Source organism: Candidatus Spongiihabitans sp. (assembly GCF_965237845.1).
Classification (GTDB): domain Bacteria; phylum Pseudomonadota; class Gammaproteobacteria; order Arenicellales; family Poriferihabitantaceae; genus Spongiihabitans.
In genome coordinates this window covers 1209637-1227920 of the sequence record NZ_OZ250154.1, presented here as the reverse complement: position 1 = coordinate 1227920, position 18284 = coordinate 1209637, and the positions used below count along the sequence as shown (strand labels likewise).

Annotated in this window: 15 protein-coding genes, 1 tRNA gene and 1 pseudogene; 6 read left to right on the top strand and 11 right to left on the bottom strand. The window is 46.5% G+C overall.

Annotated elements, in window-relative coordinates; all coding sequences use genetic code 11:
• The first annotated feature begins 252 nt into the window (after positions 1-252).
• The 3 genes from ACPXXB_RS05930 to ACPXXB_RS05920 all read left to right on the top strand — a co-directional run bounded on the left by ACPXXB_RS05930 (position 253) and on the right by ACPXXB_RS05920 (position 4079).
• A complete protein-coding gene (locus ACPXXB_RS05930) occupies positions 253-1224 on the top strand; it encodes an ABC transporter substrate-binding protein (RefSeq protein ID WP_423910521.1) in 972 nt (323 codons plus the stop codon).
• Between the two features lie 153 nt (positions 1225-1377).
• The gene (locus tag ACPXXB_RS05925) at positions 1378-2181 is read left to right on the top strand and encodes an ABC transporter ATP-binding protein (protein ID WP_423910518.1); all 804 of its coding nucleotides are present in this window, start codon (positions 1378-1380) and stop codon (positions 2179-2181) included.
• Positions 2181-4079 (top strand): ABC transporter permease, encoded by a 1899-nt coding sequence (locus tag ACPXXB_RS05920; RefSeq protein WP_423910516.1) that lies wholly within the window; start codon positions 2181-2183, stop codon positions 4077-4079. Before ACPXXB_RS05925 ends, ACPXXB_RS05920 begins: the two co-directional genes overlap by 1 nt.
• Positions 4080-4251: 172 nt before the next feature.
• Here the strand turns inward: ACPXXB_RS05920 and ACPXXB_RS05915 are convergent.
• From ACPXXB_RS05915 to ACPXXB_RS05895, 5 genes are all read right to left on the bottom strand, one after another.
• Positions 4252-4327: transfer RNA gene (locus ACPXXB_RS05915), tRNA-Phe, on the bottom strand.
• A 403-nt stretch (positions 4328-4730) separates the two neighbouring features.
• Positions 4731-5300 (bottom strand): 1,6-anhydro-N-acetylmuramyl-L-alanine amidase AmpD, encoded by a 570-nt coding sequence (ampD, locus tag ACPXXB_RS05910; RefSeq protein WP_423910514.1) that lies wholly within the window; start codon positions 5298-5300, stop codon positions 4731-4733.
• A complete protein-coding gene (locus ACPXXB_RS05905; RefSeq protein ID WP_423910511.1) occupies positions 5285-5905 on the bottom strand; it encodes a CYTH domain-containing protein in 621 nt (206 codons plus the stop codon). Before ACPXXB_RS05905 ends, ampD begins: the two co-directional genes overlap by 16 nt.
• A 39-nt stretch (positions 5906-5944) precedes the next feature.
• On the bottom strand, positions 5945-7204 hold the full coding sequence (locus tag ACPXXB_RS05900) for a hemolysin family protein (RefSeq protein WP_423910508.1): 1260 nt from the start codon (positions 7202-7204) through the stop codon (positions 5945-5947).
• Positions 7201-8724 (bottom strand): hemolysin family protein, encoded by a 1524-nt coding sequence (locus ACPXXB_RS05895; RefSeq protein WP_423910505.1) that lies wholly within the window; start codon positions 8722-8724, stop codon positions 7201-7203. The genes ACPXXB_RS05900 and ACPXXB_RS05895 overlap by 4 nt, the downstream gene beginning before the upstream one ends.
• 199 nt (positions 8725-8923) lie before the next feature.
• Here ACPXXB_RS05895 and ppk1 point away from each other — a divergent pair, with 199 nt between their 5' ends.
• Together ppk1 and ACPXXB_RS05885 are read left to right on the top strand one after the other, a co-directional pair.
• Positions 8924-11161 (top strand): polyphosphate kinase 1, encoded by a 2238-nt coding sequence (gene ppk1 / locus ACPXXB_RS05890; protein WP_423910502.1) that lies wholly within the window; start codon positions 8924-8926, stop codon positions 11159-11161.
• Between the two features lie 83 nt (positions 11162-11244).
• Positions 11245-12006, top strand: coding sequence for a sulfite exporter TauE/SafE family protein (locus tag ACPXXB_RS05885; RefSeq protein WP_423910499.1), 762 nt, complete (start codon positions 11245-11247; stop codon positions 12004-12006).
• Between the two features lie 137 nt (positions 12007-12143).
• Here the strand turns inward: ACPXXB_RS05885 and ACPXXB_RS05880 are convergent, their stop codons facing one another.
• The 5 genes from ACPXXB_RS05880 to ACPXXB_RS05860 form a co-directional block, all read right to left on the bottom strand.
• Complete coding sequence (locus ACPXXB_RS05880; RefSeq protein WP_423910497.1) at positions 12144-13367, bottom strand: DNA methyltransferase; 1224 nt, start codon at positions 13365-13367, stop codon at positions 12144-12146.
• Entirely contained in the window at positions 13364-14161 is a 798-nt protein-coding gene (locus tag ACPXXB_RS05875; RefSeq protein ID WP_423910494.1) for a hypothetical protein, read from the bottom strand. The genes ACPXXB_RS05880 and ACPXXB_RS05875 overlap by 4 nt, the downstream gene beginning before the upstream one ends.
• A gap of 107 nt (positions 14162-14268) precedes the next feature.
• Entirely contained in the window at positions 14269-14586 is a 318-nt protein-coding gene (locus tag ACPXXB_RS05870) for a cupin domain-containing protein (RefSeq protein WP_423910492.1), read from the bottom strand.
• A gap of 397 nt (positions 14587-14983) precedes the next feature.
• A complete protein-coding gene (locus tag ACPXXB_RS05865; RefSeq protein ID WP_423910489.1) occupies positions 14984-16066 on the bottom strand; it encodes a hypothetical protein in 1083 nt (360 codons plus the stop codon).
• Positions 16067-16190: 124 nt separating this feature from the next.
• The gene (locus ACPXXB_RS05860) at positions 16191-16484 is read right to left on the bottom strand and encodes a GIY-YIG nuclease family protein (RefSeq protein ID WP_423910486.1); all 294 of its coding nucleotides are present in this window, start codon (positions 16482-16484) and stop codon (positions 16191-16193) included.
• A 197-nt stretch (positions 16485-16681) separates the two neighbouring features.
• Between ACPXXB_RS05860 and ACPXXB_RS05855 the strand changes: the two genes are divergently transcribed.
• Positions 16682-17392: an IS30 family transposase gene (locus ACPXXB_RS05855; RefSeq protein WP_423910483.1), complete on the top strand. Its 711-nt coding sequence runs from the start codon at positions 16682-16684 to the stop codon at positions 17390-17392.
• 172 nt (positions 17393-17564) lie between these two features.
• Here ACPXXB_RS05855 and ACPXXB_RS05850 read toward each other — a convergent pair.
• A pseudogene (locus tag ACPXXB_RS05850) lies at positions 17565-18241 on the bottom strand (IS1595 family transposase).
• Positions 18242-18284: the final 43 nt, after the last annotated feature.

Sequence of the window (18284 nt, the reverse complement as noted above, 5' to 3'; positions counted from 1 at the left end):
TAAAGTCCCACTTCCGATACAAGTGAGACCTTTGCATAATTACCGGAAGTGCGGCTTTAGCCGCGCAAGATGATTGCCGATGGCGGGACTAAAGTCCCACTTCCGATAGTATTTTGAATTATGCAAAGGTCTCACAATAAATTGCGCATGAGCAGGCAATGGGCTACAATTCAGCGGAATGGAACACAAAATCGGTTATACTGATTTATTTTCCTGTCTATTCTTTCCAACAACCTAAATGAAGTAATCACAATGAAATCTATAGAAAAACTTGCCAGTTGCGTTGCTGCGGCGGCGGTCGCGATAACAATGGCATCCTCGGCAATGGCCGATGTTAATGTCGCCTTTTTCCTCGAATGGGCGACACCAAACCAAGAGGACAAAGTCAAGAAAGTATATGACGATGCCCTCGGAACGAAGGTCAACTGGACCAACTTCGACGCTGGCACAGCGATGACCGAAGCCATGCTGGCCGGCGATATTGATATTTCCTACAGCCAGGGCCTCGCGCCTTTCGTTAATGGCGTCAACGCAAGCGCGCCCATCAAAATGGTTGCCCTCGCGGTGGCCTATCCGGCCAACGACTGCTTCGTGCGCAACGACGCCAGCATTGACGCAAGCAACGCCAACGAACTCGAAGGCCAGTCAGTGGCAGTCCCGTTGAACACCATGGCCGACTACAGTTTCCGCGTGATGATGAAAACGTTAGGCGTGGATGTCTCCAAAATTAAAGTGATCGATCAGGCGCCGGAAGACGGCGCGGTGTCGCTGACCGACGGCAACGTCGTCATGGCCTGCATCTTCGGCGGCAATTCCGCAGCCAAGGCCAGAGAAGTCGGCACGCCGATCATGTCCGAGAAGAGCAAGCAAGCCGCGGGCATCGTCAGTTTTGATGTGGTTTCGGTGACCGAGAAATTCGCCCAGGAAAACCCGGAGCAACTTCGCACCTTCCTGCAAGTGACCGACGAGGCCAACACTCGATACAACGCCGGCAAGTCCGATATGGAAATCATCGCCAAAGATGCCGGCATGAAACTGCCGTTGGCGCGCGACCTGATCAGCACTTTCGTCTTTCCGTCCAACCAGGAGCAGTTGAGTAATTATTTCAGCAAGGGCGGACCGGTGGAGGCGGCCATCAACTTTGTCGGACAAACTTTTGCCACTGCGGAGGCACCCGCGCTTGCGGATTACAGCGCTGTGATCGACACTTCTTTTTTGAAGTAACGCTGAAGTAACGCGGCAAAACGCAAAGGCCGGGCTGTTTCACAAAAGTGAACAGCCCGCCATACTTCGCGACGACTTGTTTCACGATGCCATGATTTATTGTCGCATCATGTTTATTATCGCTGAAGAAATTGGTCGAACCGAAAAAGCCATATGAGCGATCTAGTCGCCGATAAAGTCAACATGGTGTTCGCCATGTCGTCCGGCGAGGGAGTTCACGCCTTGAAGGATGTCAGTTTCACTCTCAAGCGGGGCGAGTTGCTGGCAGTGCTCGGGCCTTCGGGCTGCGGAAAAACCACCTTGCTGAACATTGTCGCCGGCTTCCTGCGACCCACCGGCGGGGAATGCACCCTCGGCGACCACGAAATAAACGGCCCGGGCGTGGACCGCGGCATGGTGTTTCAGCAAGGCGCCCTGTTTGAGTGGTTGACCGTAGCCGAAAACGTTGACTTCGGCTTGCGCATGAAACACGCGGACAAAGCGGAAACCGCGGAAAGAGTCGAGGAATGGCTGGACATCGTCGGCCTGCGCGGGTTTGGCGGCACCCCGACCTATCAACTCTCCGGCGGCATGCAGCAGCGCGTCGCGCTGGCGCGGTGCTTGATTAACGATCCCGATCTGATTCTGATGGACGAGCCGCTGGGCGCGCTGGATGCGCTGACCCGCGAGAAAATGCAGGCGCTGGTGCTGAAAATCTGGAAGGAAACCGGCAAAACCATCATGATCATCACGCACTCGGTGGAAGAAGCCTTGTTGCTGGGTGAGCGGCTGTTTGTCATGGCGCCACGGCCCGGGCGGCTGCATAAAGAATACCAACTGCCGTTTGCCGAGAAAGGGCTTACCGAAGATCCGCGTGAAATCAAAAACAGCCAGGAGTTCGTCGAAACCCGCGAAGAAATTTTGACCATGATCTGGGATATGGAGGAAGAGATTATGGGCAAGGCCGAGACCGTGTGATGATAGTCGGGGCGCTGTTCATCGCCCTGATCGCCATGCTGGCGGGGTCGGTTATATACGGCCGAAAACTCATCCGCACCGAAAAAACCGACGCGGTTTTCGGCAATCCGAGCCGCGCCTTGGGCGGATGGCACTGGATTATCGCCGGCATCTCGACCATCCTCATCATCTGGTTTTATTTTTCCTGGGACGCGGCGCGTTCCTATTTTCCCTTGGCCGGGAATGAATTGTGCCAGGTGGCAAAACTAAACCGCGCGGTCAACCCGATCCGCTCTTCTTTTCCGCTCGACGGCCGGTTGTTAAGCGGCACCAAACTACTGCAGCGCGATTACGCGCAAATCACGTTGCTGGAAAAACGGTTGGGGGAAACTGATTTTAATGACGCTGACAGAGCCGCATTACAAGCCATTATTTCTGAAATGCGCGGTGCACTGGCGGCTCAGGCAGACCCTGAAATCACCGAACCGACGATAACCGGACGCTTTCGTGATATTGCCGCACGCATCTACCAGTTGGCTGATGAAATGGGCGCGGACGGGTACCCGGGATCGGTGGATGAAGCTGAGTACGCTGAAGCACAGGCACAACCCGATTGGGGCGAAACCAGTGTGGAGTTGCCGCCCCTGCCGCGCACAGATCGTGGCCGCATATTTGATGCCGCAAGTCTGGTCATAGCTGAAATTTCCGATGATTACATCGCCATCCGCAACGATGGCCCGGCGATCACGGCCATGCTCGACGCAATCAGGGCGCGCTACAAAAACTTCCAGATCGTTGACGGCGGCGGCGATAACGGTGCGGCTGTGGTCGCGCAACGCAAGCAATTGCTGAAACAAATTGACAAAATTTTCAAACGCATTGACGATGGCAGGATATTTCCTCCACAGATGACGCAAATTGTCGAGCAGGCGTTGATTACGCTGGACAAACAACAGAAACGTCTGCAAGGTGGCCTGCGCTACATAAACGCGCTGGCCATGCCGGGCGGCGAAATCTTGGCCGGCAATCAGGCTTGCTCTGAACAAGGCTCTGGACGATGGTTGCCAAAACCTTCGGATACGCTTCGAACTTTCGTGCATATGGCAAATCCGGAGGTTGGCTACAAGGGCATTCCATTGCTGTGGTACAAAATGAAGCCAGTCTCGGAAATGCTTGGTTTTTTGCTGCCCGACTGGATAGCCGACCTGATTCCGGGACAGTATCCCCGCCATGATAATGCAGGGGAAATTTCGAGCAATTTCAAAGGAGCGGTGTATAACTTTGTTACCGGCAATTACAGCTCACCCTCGCTGCCAATCCCGTCCGGGCATATATGGGATTCCATTATGCGGGTATTGTCCGGTTTATTCTTCGGGATTATCTTGGGCGTGCCGTTAGGATTGTTCATGGGGCTTTCGCGTTTTGCCAAAGGTTATTTTGACCCCCTGATCGAACTTTATCGACCGATTCCGCCACTCGCCTGGGCGCCACTTGTTCTAACCATATTTGGCATTCAGGACGACGGCAAAATATTCCTGTTGTTTATGGTGGCCTTTGCCATCATGGTGATTTCCGCGCGCACTGGCGCCACCGGCACCCAGCTCTCAAAAATACACGCGGCGCACTCGCTCGGCGCCAGCAAAAAACAAATCATCTGGAAGGTTATCTTGCCCAACTCCCTGCCTGAAATTTTGACCGGAATCCGCATAGCCATCGGGGTTTGCTGGGGTACGCTGGTGGCGGCGGAAATGCTGGCCGGCACGACCGGCATCGGCTTCGTCGAAAACGTCGCCCGCAAGCAATCCGACTACGAAATCATCTGGATGACCATCTTGCTGTTGGGCTTGCTTGGCCTGATATTTGACCTGGTTATGCGCTGGGTAATCCGCCGCTCCATCCCCTGGCGCGGCAAGGGGTAGATTGCACTGACTCGGCTGCTCTAGCTCGGCTACCCGCCTTGGGGCGCCGGTTTCCCGTTTCACTTCCATCGGAAATATCGATGTATTCCCGTGTTGCGCGGAAAGATGGATAACCCTGGTTTTTTAGCCTTCAAACAGCAAATCCTGAAACCGCGCTTGGGAGGATAGCGAATGGTGGCCAGGGACAGAATCGAACTGCCGACACGGGGATTTTCAGTCCCCTGCTCTACCGACTGAGCTACCTGGCCATACAAGTGGAGGGAAGCGACGCATTTAAAAACACGAGGGCTGATTAGTCAAGGGATTTAAGCGGGATTTGACCCGATGACGCTGAAAATTTCTCGCCCTGTCTTGCGCATGATTTTATTCCGCCTTGATTAAAGCCACTTGATTAAAGCCAATTCAAGAAAAGTTTTGCGGTTGTCGATAATTGTTTGCCTCCGAGATAAGCGATATGCCATTTGCGTATAATTGGAAAATGCCCAACCTCAGGTCAAGGATAAATGCCCTTGTGGTTAGAGGGTGTGGCAAAACGACTGCGGCGATGCGGCGTTAAAAACGGACAAAAATGCGCATTGCTCGGCTCCGCTCTCCGCAAGCTGCACCATTACAGACATAAACTCAAACAAACATATACCCGTTGTCGTAAAATTATATCGAATTAAAATACCGACTCCAATCAAAACAGGGACCAGGATCGGTTTTCCGGTGCGGTGAGATAGCATCATGTCCAACAATGTTTTCTGGGGTAATCAATGGATAAACCGTTTGCAGACACAACGTAAGTTCCCCCAAAACGGCATATTGCGGGTTTTCAAATTCATGCTGGTCACACCCCTCCAGTTCGACGCCGATGGAAAAGTCGTTGACCCGTTGGCGCCCATTGAAGATGGATTTCCCGGCATGCCATGCGCGGCGATGCGTGGCCACAAACTGGATAATTTCGCCACTGCGTTTAATATAAAAATGCGACGACACCTTTTGACCCGCGAGATCCATAAAATAAGGATCGGCATTGGCATCCAGCCGACCGGTAAATAAGTCTTCGACATACTGATTGCCATAGCATTGCGGCGGCAGACTGATGGCGTGGATTACCAACACATCAATTTCAGTGTTATCAGGACGCTGATCATGGTTTGGTGATGCAATTAACCTGGCGCCATTAACCAATCCGCGCTTATGGCAATAACCCAGGGACGATGCTATCGGCTTTTCCATAGCTCAAGGCCAATTTTATGTTTGGTTGAAAGAGACGGATTTAATTCATATTTTGCTTTCAAATTATCTCCTATTTCTTTGATTATATTGATTTCTCCAGACTTAAACTCCAACTCAACTTCGCATATTTCCACTTCCCGATCATTCCCCTTAATTGATCCTTGATCCGTAACTAATTCAATTTTCGTGCCATCAACTTCGAGGTTGACGATTTGTCTTTGCATGTCCACAGTAACTATGGTCAACAGTTTTTCGATTTCCTCGATGTGATTGAGAACCAGCGATTTCAATTCACCATCCGGGAGCTCGCCGGCATTTTTCAACCAGCCATCGATGTCGCATTCATATTCCTGACGTTGAGACATTCCATCGGTGATGCGGCCAGGCAACTTAAACGCCGCGCGAAATTTCCTCCCTTCGCGTCTAGCGCGCAGAGAGCACTGATCTTTTTCGAGCGTCCTATCTTTAGTATCGTAATAATTAGCCAGGAATCGTTGCGGCTGAGGCGTGGGCGTGAGTGAATATCGTTGTATAGTGTCTGAGTTGAGCACCGCTGTTAAGACCTCGGCATTTGCGGCGGTTAATTTTAGCTCTTGTTCGTACATTGTGATATGTTATTTTCGGAATGGGAAATACTTGACCGGTCAAATCTTTTCCACTTTTATCTTAACGATGGCCTTATCGGTGCGTTGTTCAACGATAAATCGGTAGCCCTGCTCCATCATATCTTCGCCTCGCTCTGGAATGTGGCCGAGCTGCATCATTATTAACCCGCCAATCGTGTAACAGATTTTGGTATTTAAGTTGATTTCCAACAGATCATTGATTTCGGAAACAGATAATCGTGAATCCACCAGCCAGGTATCATCGTCAATGGTTTCAAAAATTTTCTTTCTTCGAGGCAAATACTCCTCAAAATCGTAGCCCACATCAATATCACCGACCACTTCCTCGACGATATCTTCCATCGTTATTATGCCAATGGCTGACCCATACTCATCAACCACTACGGCCATATGATCTTCTCGCTGCCGTAATATAGGCAGCAGTTGATCGATGGTCTGAAATTGCAGAACGTACTGCGCCGGCTGCATGACCTCATCCAGTTTTTTGTCTGCGGTTGATTTTTCCATCATATCCCAAGTGGTCAACGTGGCAATACCAACGATATTGCTGATATTACCCCGGTACACCGGCAAGCGGTTATAACCTTTTTGCCGAACTGTGGCGATGGCGCGCAATATGCCGCTGTTATGATTTATTGCGGTAACTTCTGCAATGGGGATCATGGCTTCACCCACAGTGGTATCGCCAAATCGTATCACCCGACGAATGCGGCCGCGATCAAATGCGTCAATCGAAGAGGTTCTTTCCGCCATTTCCGCCACTGAGCGAATTTGCTCACGAGTCGTGAATAAATTTTGTTCGACCTTGCCGCCGCCCAACAGCCGCGCAAGCAACCGAGCGATACTCGAAAAAACAAATATCGCTGGATAGAACACAAATGCAAATACTTTTAGCGGGTAGATGGCAATCGGCGCCAGTTGGTCGGATTTTTGCTGGAAAATACTTTTTGGCACAATTTCTCCCAAAATCAACAACACCGGGGTAAAAACCAAAACCGCATATAAATCCCCTCGCGCCCCGAAAAGTTCAATAAACAAAACGGTAATCAGTGTGGTTAACGCCACCGTAGCGATATTGGTGCCAACCAGCGTGGTGCCTAACATCACATCCGGCGTCTTGAATAATTTCAATACCGCTTTGGCCCCGTTATTGCCTTGATTGGCCCTGGCGGTCAGTTTCACTTTGTCGGAGTTGACCAACGCTATTTCCGAACCAGAGAAAAAACCCTTGAGCAACAGCAACACGATGATTAAGGCGCTGAGCGCGAGTATCGTCATGATGCTTTCTCCACTATATCGCCAGTCCGAATATCGTCAGCCCGCTCCTCGGCTTCAACTTCCATGGATTCATCAATGTCTTCTGAAATATCATTAATGCCTTCCCGGTCTTCCGCTCTTGGGTCAAGTTCTTGTTGCGCTTTGACAACACCCTCAGCACGATCAAAATCTTCCTGGTCCACACCTTTGGCCACCCGCACCCGGGAAATCCGGTGATCATCCATTTCCAGAATCCGAATTAAAATATCTTCGCTTCCCACCTGATCCCCCTCCCGTGGCAACCGATCAAGCAAGCGAAATGCATACCCGGCGATGGTCGTCATCCTCGGATCTTCAATGCCGAAATTGGTTAGGTTGTTAAAGTCATTTAACTTCATATCGCCGGGCACTTCGTAGATGTTGCAATCCTTTTCCTCATAAAATCCCGCGGTCGCTTTGGAGCCGCCGCTAATATCGCCAAAAATAAAACTCAACACGCCGCGCATGGTGATAAAACCTTCGACGCCGCCAAATTCATTCAGGCAGGCCGCGGCGCGAACCTTGTTCAACTGGAAAAAATCAAACATTTCATCAACTTTTTTGGTCAACGGCACGACCACGGGTGGATGCATGATATCTTGCGGCAGCAGCTCGGATTGATCCGCATCATCAAGTACTATGCGCAATATATCTTCCGCATGCACAAATCCAACCAGATTGTCCCGATGGGTCTTAAAAACCGGAACCCGCGGGTGACGATAGGAAATAAATTTTTCAATCATTTCCGGGACGCTCATTTCCACATTCAGGAATGCCATTTGTGTTCTCGGCGTCATCACCTCTACAATTTCTGTTTCATTGGCCTCCAACAAGTTATAAATCAGCGCGCGTTCGGTCGCATCCAATCCGCCATCTTCGGATACCTGTTCAACCAAGGTCAGAAATTCATCAACCTGTAAAATATTATCTGCGGTTTTAATTTCGCCTACCAACAGTGTGGTGACCCGGTCTGCAATTCCACGAATCGCCCAGCGAATTGGCGCAATCAGTTTTATCCAAAGCGCCAGCGGTTCGGCAACGATTCGGGTGCTGTATCGAATCGGATTTGATACCGCGATGGTTTTCGGCGTGACTTCCCCCATAAGCAGAAACAGAGGCACCATAACCAACAGATTCATGATCACTGCTTTGTCAGGCTCATACAGCGAGATTAAAATCGATGCCATATTCGCGGTCGCGGCAATATTGACTAATTCATTGCCGGTCAATATAGAAATGATCAACCGCCGCGGTTGATCAAGCAATTCGTGGATGGTCTCAGAGCGGGGATTTTGCTCGCGCCGAAGCTGCTGAAGATCTAATCGGGAGAGAGAGAAAAGCGCCGTTTCAGAACTTGAAAAGAATGCCGAGCAAACCAACAGGCACAGCTGCATCCCTAACCGAAAAATCATGTTCGGCTCGGACAGCATGGCAGCGTCGAACGCAAAGAACTCGACCACGGACTGCCAGTACTGATTCAGAGTGTGCAGCAACTGTTGCATTGGAATTTGGGTTAAAGGATAAGTTGGGGGGGTGCTCGCTCATTTAGAAAATCGACGTGTTAGAAAGCATGGCCTCAAGATTGAATTAGCGTTACTATCGCTCAATATGACTTTGATTTCAATAAAAAATGTATAATCCCATTTAAATTCGCAACAATATTCACAATTATCCAAAGTTTATACTTATAACCGACCTGCTATGACCAACCTCAGCAAAATCAATATAAACCAGGTAGTCAAACTGAACACACTGGAATCCTCGAAAGAATCGGAGAAAATCCCTCTGGCGCTTAATCCGGATATTGACCTTGAAAATGACCTTGCAAAGGACCTTGATGAGCCAGAATTGTATCTCAATCGTGAACTCACCTGGCTGGAATTCAATCGCCGGGTTTTGCACGAAGCGACCGATGAGGCTAATCCGTTACTGGAACGACTCAAATTTTTTGCGATATTCGCATCAAATATCGATGAATTTTTTATGAAACGAGTCGGCGGTCTCAAACTTTTGCTGGCCGCCAATATAACTGAATTAACCGTTGATGGCCGAACACCGGAACAACAATTACAGGAATGCGCGGAGCGGGTCAATGCCATTGAACATATCCGCGATCAATCACTGCCGACATTGTTAAAAGAACTGGAAACCTACGATATCCGAATTCTGGACTACGATGCTTTGGATCAAAAGCAGCAGGATTTTCTGCGGCTGCATTATCTGGAAAACATTTTCCCGCTGGTAACGCCGCAAATATTTGATCCGGCGCATCCGTTTCCGTTTATTTCCAACCTGTCCCTGAATATATTAGTCACGCTACAACCTGGCATTGGCGAAGAGACCGCCCTGGCAAGGGTGAAGGCGCCGGTTGGTGCAGGCGTTTCCCGGTTTGTCCGAATCGGCGATACCCACCACTTTGTTCCACTAGAGCAGATCATCGCCCAAAACCTGGATTTACTATTTCCCGGCGAAAAGCAAATTGATTACGATTATTTTTTCGTTACCCGAAACGCCGGCGCCGAGCGTCAGGAATCCGGCACCAATGATTTGCTGTCAATGATTGAGTTGGAATTGCGCGACCGACGAATCGCCCCGATTGTCAGGCTTGTGGTCAACCCCGGAATGGAGCAGGAAAAAAAACGAATGATTGTGGATCAGTTGGGATTAGACGCTAACACCGATGTGTTTGAAACCCCAAATCTGATGGCGCAACGAGATTTGTTTGAACTAATAAACCTGCCTATTGCCGGTTTGCATTACCCACCACATCACCCTACCAATCACCATAGACTTCAGGACACTCAGCGCAACATTTTTTATTTACTGCGTGAAGCAGGATCGATGCTGCTGCAACATCCATATGAATCTTTCACAAGTTCGGTAGTAAGATTTCTTGAAGAGGCTGCCAATGACGACAAAGTCCGGGCGGTTAAAATGTCCTTGTACCGCACCGACAAGGAAACCCGCGTGGTTGATTTGCTGGTGCAAGCCGCAAAAAATGGTAAGCAAGTTGCCGTTGTGGTGGAAATCAAGGCTAAATTTGATGAAGCGGCCAATATAAAATGGGCAGAAAGCATGGAGCAAGCAGGCATCCATGTCACCTACGGCGTGATTGGCTTAAAAACCCACTGCAAAGTCCTTATGGTAGTGCGACAGGATTACAGCAAGCTAAGACGCTACGTTCATATTGGCACCGGCAACTATCACGGCGGCACCGCAACGCAATACACCGATCTCGGTTTGTTGACTTGTGATGAAGAAATTGGCCATGATGTGACCGAGTTATTCAATTATCTGACCACCGGCCATTCCAGAAAGCGCAATTTCCAGCACATCCTGGTTGCACCAAAACAAATGAAGAAGGAGTTGATGGATCGCATCTATCGGGAAGCGGCAAATATGAAAAACGGCCATAAGGGCCTGATTCAGATTAAATCAAATGCGCTTGAAGACAAGGACATTGTAAAGGCGCTTTATCAGGCTTCCATGGCCGGCGTTAAAATTGATTTGATTATTCGAGACACCTGCCGATTACGTCCAGGCGTTGCGGGATTGTCGGACAATATTTCCGTTATAAGCATCGTTGGCAGATTCCTTGAACACAGCAGAATATTCTATTTTTTCAATGCTGGGAAAGAAGAGTATTTAGTTGGCTCGGCTGATTTAATGAAAAGAAATCTTGAAAGCCGTGTGGAAGTGATCACGCCGATTGATAAGGAATCATTAAAAATTGAATTAAGACTGATTTTTAACACGTTGCTCGACGATGCAATGGATAGTTGGGAAATGCAATCCGATGGCGGCTATATCAAACGCAAACCGAAATCTGCTGATGCCATTGGATGCCAGGTAAAACAAATGGAATTCGCTCAAACCCGATTAAAAACCAAACGCTATAAAAAATTACTCAGAACGGTCAGCGCAAGAAAAAGGAATTAGTTTTAGGAACCCGGCAACTCCCCTTTGGATTTGCACGAAATCGCCGATTTATAAACGGCCCGCTTCTATAAAAAACGCTAAAAATGTTGTTGTCCCCGGTGTTGACATTCATCGTCTTGGTGGTCGGCATTTTAATAGGCGGCGTTGGTATTGGTGGCTTACTGCTGGTGCCCGCGCTTAAATACCTGGGCGGCATCCCGTTGCATGTGGCTATTCCGGCCTGCATGTTTAGTTATATCGTTACCGGTTTGGTTGGGGCATTCATTTACGCTCGGCATGGAACAATCAATTGGCCGTTGGCGATCAAAGTTTGTGCAGGCGCTTTGCCGGGAGCCTATATCGGCGCTTTCCTGCTACCTTATTTTTCCGCTATCGTGCTGGAATTGGGTATTGCAATTTTGATATTGACCTCGGGTATTTATGCCTGGCGTAATGATGACCCTGGTAATGATGACAGCGGGTCTGAAACCAATCGGTGTTCAAGCACTGCGGCATTGGTTACGATTGGATTGATTACAGGGATTGGATCGGCCCTGACCGGAACCGGCGGGCCGTTGCTGCTGGTTCCGATTCTGATCTGGCGCAAGCTGCCTATTCTGACTGCTATCGGACTTTCCCAGGCGATACAGGTTCCGATCTCTGTGATGGCGACGTTGGGCAATCTTGTTTATGCCGAAGTGGATATTAAACTCGGTTTGACCCTGGCACTGGTTCTTGGCGGGGGTGCATTGCTGGGTGCAAAAGCATCGCACTTGCTACCTGTTGAAATTTTGAAAAAATCGCTAGCCGGACTTCTGGTTGCAGTGGGCCTGGTAATGTTGTATCGATTGCCCATGCAATTATAAAGATGGCGCAGTTATGAGGATGACTAAGTTAGTCGCCCAAGTCAGTGTTAGAAGTAAATAAAACTGTCCGGATTTATAACACGTGGATTGTCCGCTTTTGTTTGTTTTAGATTTCCCCTGAAGGCGTTATACCGTAGCTAACCATCAAATTCTGCAAACACATCAAATTCAAACAATTCTTTTTTACTATTTCTTTTTCTAACTACTCGGGTTTCTATATTCCTGTATCCAAGGCTGTGCAAAATATCCCCATAGAGTTTTTCGGTGTGAACAGGAATTCCGAAAAATGTAGAATTTCCGACAATATAATTAATTCTTGCGCCTTTTTTTAGTTGCTTCTTCAAACTTTCAAAGTGCAAAAACATGTCGTTAAAATACTTTAAGACATATTGAGCCATGAGAAATGCATTTTTTCCATCTGATTTTTGGATTGCTAAAGCTGTTTCCATCAGTGATTCAGGCAAGTTATGTGCCGTAGGTTTCCAATCATTTAATCGACTTGTTGCTACTCCCCATGTCCCTCCTATTGCTTCCCAGTCTAAATCACCCGCTTGCCTCGTTTCAGTTAAGAATTTTGTCCAATACATATATGGACGAAGTTCTCTTATGTAACTAATACGATTTGGATATGGCGGTGAAGTTACAACATGTTCATAAAGTCTTTTGGATGTCCTTTCATTACGAGAGTCAAAATGCAAAACCTTTGCTTTTCCAACCGGATTATCAGAAGCAGACTCAAGGATTGCATCTATAATATAGAGAAACAAACTAGAAACCTCCTCAATATCAAATGTCGTCACACCATCCTGAAATGACATTGAAACATGATTAAACGCTGCAGAAGATGTTTCGATTATAAGCCGGCAAAATCCTACCCATACTAAGTTTGAAAAAGCATCGTGCCCTGGCTCGCCACATAGCGTCACAATTTCATTTCTTAGTGCAGCAATTATTGGGAGAGTAGAACCGCACCACCAACGCTCAATATTATGGATATTTGGAACCCAAAAATCGAGTACAGCATTTGATGAAAGGTTATGTACCGCATTTTTTGCGGCTAAAGATGCCTTTTTAATATCTGAATTTGAATATTGTGCGCATTTTGCATTGCCAAACCAAATTAAGAAAGGATTTATTTCATATAGAATTGATTGTTTGCCAAATTCTGCTGAGACCAATCCAGTCGTTGCCGTACCAGAGAATGGATCAAGAATAAGTTTTGATTTAGTATCACCTTCAAGCAGCTCTTTAACTAACTTTACAGAATATGCGGGCGTTAGCCGTAGCCACCCGTGACGACCAAGTTTACGATTATACTTAAAAGTATAGTCTGAACGCTGAGAGACTATTGCATCCATCATTCAGCACTCAACAAAGACGAAACTACTGGTTCAACACATTTTTTTATTTCAATGCTATTTCTTTCAAAAAAACCCGCAAGATTATATCCTAGAACAACCTTACAAAAAGCAAATAGAGATAGATTTGGATCGTCATTATTTATGCCTGTCAAAATACCACATCTATTGTTCTGGTATCTGAGTACAATATCAAAATCTATTTGAGATGAAAAAATGGCAAAGACAGGCATATAGCCATTAGCCCAAGCAACAGTAGCATTATCAATATCCGCATTTTGACGCTTACTATCTTTGCTTTTATATCCTTGCCTGACTTCAAAAACAATGCCATTTTTAGGAGGGCTTACTTCATTTAGGTTCTTGCAATAAGCAATGACCCAATTTTCTACCGACTGCTTTATTTGCTTGTTCCTTATTTCAGAAACTTCCAAGCGACCATCAAGTGAAAGTGTCTTCTTTTTTCCTGCTTTTGTTTTGGTTGTATATGACCAAGTAGCTAGTTCTCGATCTTTATACCCAGTTTTATCGAAAATAATTTCCCTTAATAATCTCTCACAACCAATGCCAATTTGACGATATACGGATGTCATTCCTCCTGCCGCTTTGTGGGTTGCATACATCAGATCAGAATTTAAGCCAATCCATGAATAAAATGGATCAGCTCCATAAAGCTCATGGAATTGCGACAAAGTGTAACCATCAGCCTTTGAGGCATTACCGAATTTTGGCTTGTATAACCTTGACTTTTCTATTGGTTCCAGAAAAATGGCTACATACTTTTTATCACTGCTCAAAATTCAGGCTCCTGCATATTGTTTGTTTTTAAGGTATAACACTGGGGTCATCGGCGCGCGAAGCGAGGCCGGTGCACCGTTTTGTTAAGCCTCGTCAATTATGTTAGCTACAGTATATGTATTTTGTACTTATCTACGAAACTTTTCCGATCTGATTCTGTAGGCGGGTTATCCTGACTGAACTTAGAAATATCCCGGATAAAACCTTCAGATGGGCCTGAAGGCGTATTAATTACGAGAGCTTTGCTATCTTGCAAAGCTTTGAATCTTCTTTGAACATTTGCTCCAGCAATCACTAAATCTCCTGATTTAGCGACAAATTCTTCTTTATCTACGCCAAACTCAATTTCACCTGAGATGATATAAAAAATTTCATCATTGATCTCATGATAGTGCCATGGTGCTTCATTTCCTTTTGGGAGCACACTATCGAAGATGGAAACTCTGTTATCTCTTTGCCAGAAGCTAGGATAGATGTGACTTCACCACTATCAAGTTCATACTTCTCCGAGCTTCCGGCAATGACGTGTTTGTATCTCATTATGTTTTCCTTAACTGGCTATTCGTGGGCTTAACGGTGGAGTTGACCTGCCAATTGTAACAGCATATTCAGAGGCATGCCTCTTTTTATGCTGGAGAATTGGTCTGGTTGAACGCTTTGTTCGATGGTGCTTTGCACCGAGAAAAAGCGCAGACCAGTTCAGGTCAACTCCACCGTTCCCTCGGTGCTTCGCACCGAGGGAACGCCTAGCATCAGCGGCAGTTAAAAGCAGAGTGTATCGAAACGAAACGCCGCTTTTAACTGTCCGCTGGATGCTTTTGTTAGGACTTTACACACTCCTTGGTTGTTAAGGATTTAAATTTAGCCGTCTTTGAAATAATGAACGGAATTTCCTCTGGATCAGAATTCCATTCACTCAACTCATCGAAGTAGTCAAAATATTGCTGGGGACACGTAACTAGAACCTGGCCAGTTCTACTGTCTTTATCCAATTTTTCTGCCCACTCTCTATGTATTATGATTTCATCAATATCCTTGTTTGTATAAATGTACTTATATTCTTGTTTTGCTCCACATGATTTGTATCTAGTTAGCTTATAAATTCCTGTGTTAAAACTACGAGTGTAGTATTCCCTAGAAACATTTTCATTTTTATCAAATTCTTCTAGCTTACTTGTTTCTGTCTCTGCACTTACCTCACCTTTGGCAGTGAGTTCTAACCAGAATTTTTTAAGACTAAAACCGACCTCACCAGATATTTTTCCACCATACTTAGATGCAATTGCAGTTTTTGTATTACATGGTTTCTTTATACCTGAGATTCCATCTACGATGCTTAACTTGAAAATTCCAGCATCTCTTAGAACTAATGATTTAGATAAGTCGACTAATTTTGAATTGATTCGTGGAATTGAAACCTTATAGTTAACATCTTCACCAAGTTCTGGTAATTTATTTTTTCCAACCTTAATAGTAAATGAGTCTTCATCCTCCTCTATAAGAGGGTATGTTTCCCCTCTACTAAATCCTATTACAAGCTTGACCTTATCTGATATTTTTTTGACGATATCCTTTGGCCGAGTGATAAATACCCATTTGTTACCTCCTTCCTTTATAAAGCTGTGAATTTGATCTTTATTCCAGTACATTCCTTCTTTAATATAAGCTTCAATTCCGTTTTCTGCATAAACTAATACTCTTGTAGAACCTCGATAATCAGCGGTCAATTCTCCTTTTATTAATTTTGTTCCCGCCGGAAAGTATGCAAACCTATTTTTCTTGAATTGGTGTGAGATTGGGTCAGCAAGTTGAACAAATACGCTTTTTGATATTAGTTGTTCTGCAAAGGCAGAGGCCGGCAATAAAGCAAAAATAAGTACCAACTTTAATACATTGTTTTTCATATATTCTCCTCTTTTATCATTCGGAAACACATGATTGGCATAATTCTTAATTAGCCCTAACGCTTGAATTCAGCCGACGCGTAAGCGGTCAGCTGGAATGATTTGTTATAAACTGACCAGAATCTTATTTTCCTTTTTTGTTTTGAGCAGGTTGTTGGTTTTTTATGATTCTAGCTTCTGCTTTCAATGCTTCTGCGATACTAGTTTTTTGTTGAATTATTACCTTTGCTCCTCCACGAATTGCATCTTGCGCACCAGGCAAATGTTCTTTTAGTCTTTCTTCAACTCTACCTCGTTTTGCCGCTCCAGTATAAATATTTTCACCTTTGGAATTTTCTATTTTGTATACCACAGGCTTATCTTTTGCCAGACCTTCAATTCCGCTACTATCAAATTTACCACTTTTCTTTCCAGCCATTTCATTCTCCTCATAAGTTTATAACGATTAGTATAAGGCATTATTGCCTTAATACACTATATTAACTTTGTTTTCAATAAAAACCTGTTAATAAAACCCCTTGAATTCAACTAGCAAGTGCCACTCCACAGTGTTGGAAGAGGGAAGCTGCGGTAACATCGTGGCTTTCTCGAACCAACGAAGCAGGAGGAGCGCCGATGAGATACACACAGCTTACCCAAGAGGAACGATACCAGATTTATGCCTTCAAGCAAACCGGTTATAGCCAAACCGAGGTTGCGGCGATAGTGGGCCGCGATAAAGGGACGATCAGCCGCGGACTCCGGCGCAATCAGGGCTTGAAGGGCTACCGGCTCCGGCAGGCTCACCAGCTGGCGCAGTCGCGGCGCAAGCGCTATGGCGCCACCGACCGACGCGGCGTCATTCCCGGCCGAACATCGATCGATGAGCACCCGGCCATGGTCGATGCCCGGTGCCGCATCGGCGATTGGGAGGGCGACACAATGATCGGCAAAGGCCATCGCAGCGCCTTGGTGACGCTGGTCAAGCGCAAGTCCCGCCACACCATTATCCGCGCAGTCCTGCGCAAGACCGCCGAGGCTGTGCGCAACGCAGTCACGGTGGGGCTGGCGCCGCATATCAACCAGGTTCATGCCATCACCTATGACAACGGGCGCGAATTCAGTTGCCATGCCAGCATGGCCAGAGACCTTGAGGCGCGGATATACTTTGCCCATCCTTATGCCTCGTGGCAGCGCGGACTGAACGAGAACACCAATGGCCTGATTCGCCAATACTTCCCGAAACAGCGGGAGCTGACGACCGTGTGCAACGCCGAAATCAAGCATGCCAGGGATAAACTTAACCACCGCCCAAGAAAGACTTTGGGCTTTCGCACTCCCCATTAGGTCTTTTTTAATACCAAGACTTCGTTAACTGTTGCACTTACGAGTTGAATCCACGCTTGATATTAAGTATGGGTCATAACTAGTTAAGACCCTAAAAATAAAATCAGGCATATTAACTTTGGTTTCAATAAAAACCTGTTAATAAAACTTGATATTAAGTATTGGGTCTTGACTAGTTAAGAGGTCTTTTTCTTAACTCTTTAAGCAAAATCTCGTAGAGATTTTGCCCTCTATGATTAAACCTAAATTCACATTCTTATGGATGCAGATAGAAAGTTTTCTCGTGCCATTGAATTGGGCTAGCCGTCTTTTTGCAAATGACCAGAAACTTTCGATGCCATTGACGCGACATTTCCCGCGCGCAAATTGATTTTTAGAGTGGAACACCCAGTAGTGATCGTATCCGTTCAAAATGAGCCACTCATACGCTTTCCATCCGTCGGTGTGGATCGTACTCCGTTCAAGGATGTTTCCTTGTATGATAGGCAACAGGCTCTCACGTGAACAGTGATTCACCATTTCGACGTAAACTTTCCCTGCTCTTTGGAGAAGCCCAAAGACCGGTGTTTGCCGACTGCTCCACGCCCGCGCTTACCACGAATTCGACCGGCGCCGAAATAACTTTCATCTAATTCGAAAATGCCTGCATGCGCATGACTTGCCATGAAATACGCTACTATATGGCGACGCAATTTTGCGTAGATAACCTTTGCACGAACGATGGGAAATATGAGTCAGTTGATGGGTTTCATAAGCATTCAAGTCCAGGGCAAAACATTTCAGCAGTTGTCTGAATTTGTTTTCTGAAATATGCGAGCAGCGATAATACTTGTTTTTCCCTTTCGTCATAGTGCTTTAGCCTAACATTATATTGGCTGAAGTTCGCCAGACC

Excerpts from the sequence above, each read along its gene's own strand:
- ACPXXB_RS05860 (WP_423910486.1), bottom strand. The coding sequence starts at position 16,484 with ATGGCTGGAAAGAAAAGTGGTAAATTTGATAGTAGCGGAATTGAAGGT.
- ACPXXB_RS05880 (WP_423910497.1), bottom strand. The coding sequence starts at position 13,367 with ATGATGGATGCAATAGTCTCTCAGCGTTCAGACTATACTTTTAAGTAT.
- ACPXXB_RS05900 (WP_423910508.1), bottom strand. The coding sequence starts at position 7,204 with ATGACGATACTCGCGCTCAGCGCCTTAATCATCGTGTTGCTGTTGCTC.
- ACPXXB_RS05885 (WP_423910499.1), top strand. The coding sequence starts at position 11,245 with ATGTTGTTGTCCCCGGTGTTGACATTCATCGTCTTGGTGGTCGGCATT.
- ppk1 (WP_423910502.1), top strand. The coding sequence starts at position 8,924 with ATGACCAACCTCAGCAAAATCAATATAAACCAGGTAGTCAAACTGAAC.
- ACPXXB_RS05920 (WP_423910516.1), top strand. The coding sequence starts at position 2,181 with ATGATAGTCGGGGCGCTGTTCATCGCCCTGATCGCCATGCTGGCGGGG.
- ACPXXB_RS05895 (WP_423910505.1), bottom strand. The coding sequence starts at position 8,724 with ATGCAACAGTTGCTGCACACTCTGAATCAGTACTGGCAGTCCGTGGTC.
- ampD (WP_423910514.1), bottom strand. The coding sequence starts at position 5,300 with ATGGAAAAGCCGATAGCATCGTCCCTGGGTTATTGCCATAAGCGCGGA.
- ACPXXB_RS05905 (WP_423910511.1), bottom strand. The coding sequence starts at position 5,905 with ATGTACGAACAAGAGCTAAAATTAACCGCCGCAAATGCCGAGGTCTTA.
- ACPXXB_RS05865 (WP_423910489.1), bottom strand. The coding sequence starts at position 16,066 with ATGAAAAACAATGTATTAAAGTTGGTACTTATTTTTGCTTTATTGCCG.
- ACPXXB_RS05925 (WP_423910518.1), top strand. The coding sequence starts at position 1,378 with ATGAGCGATCTAGTCGCCGATAAAGTCAACATGGTGTTCGCCATGTCG.
- ACPXXB_RS05855 (WP_423910483.1), top strand. The coding sequence starts at position 16,682 with ATGAGATACACACAGCTTACCCAAGAGGAACGATACCAGATTTATGCC.
- ACPXXB_RS05930 (WP_423910521.1), top strand. The coding sequence starts at position 253 with ATGAAATCTATAGAAAAACTTGCCAGTTGCGTTGCTGCGGCGGCGGTC.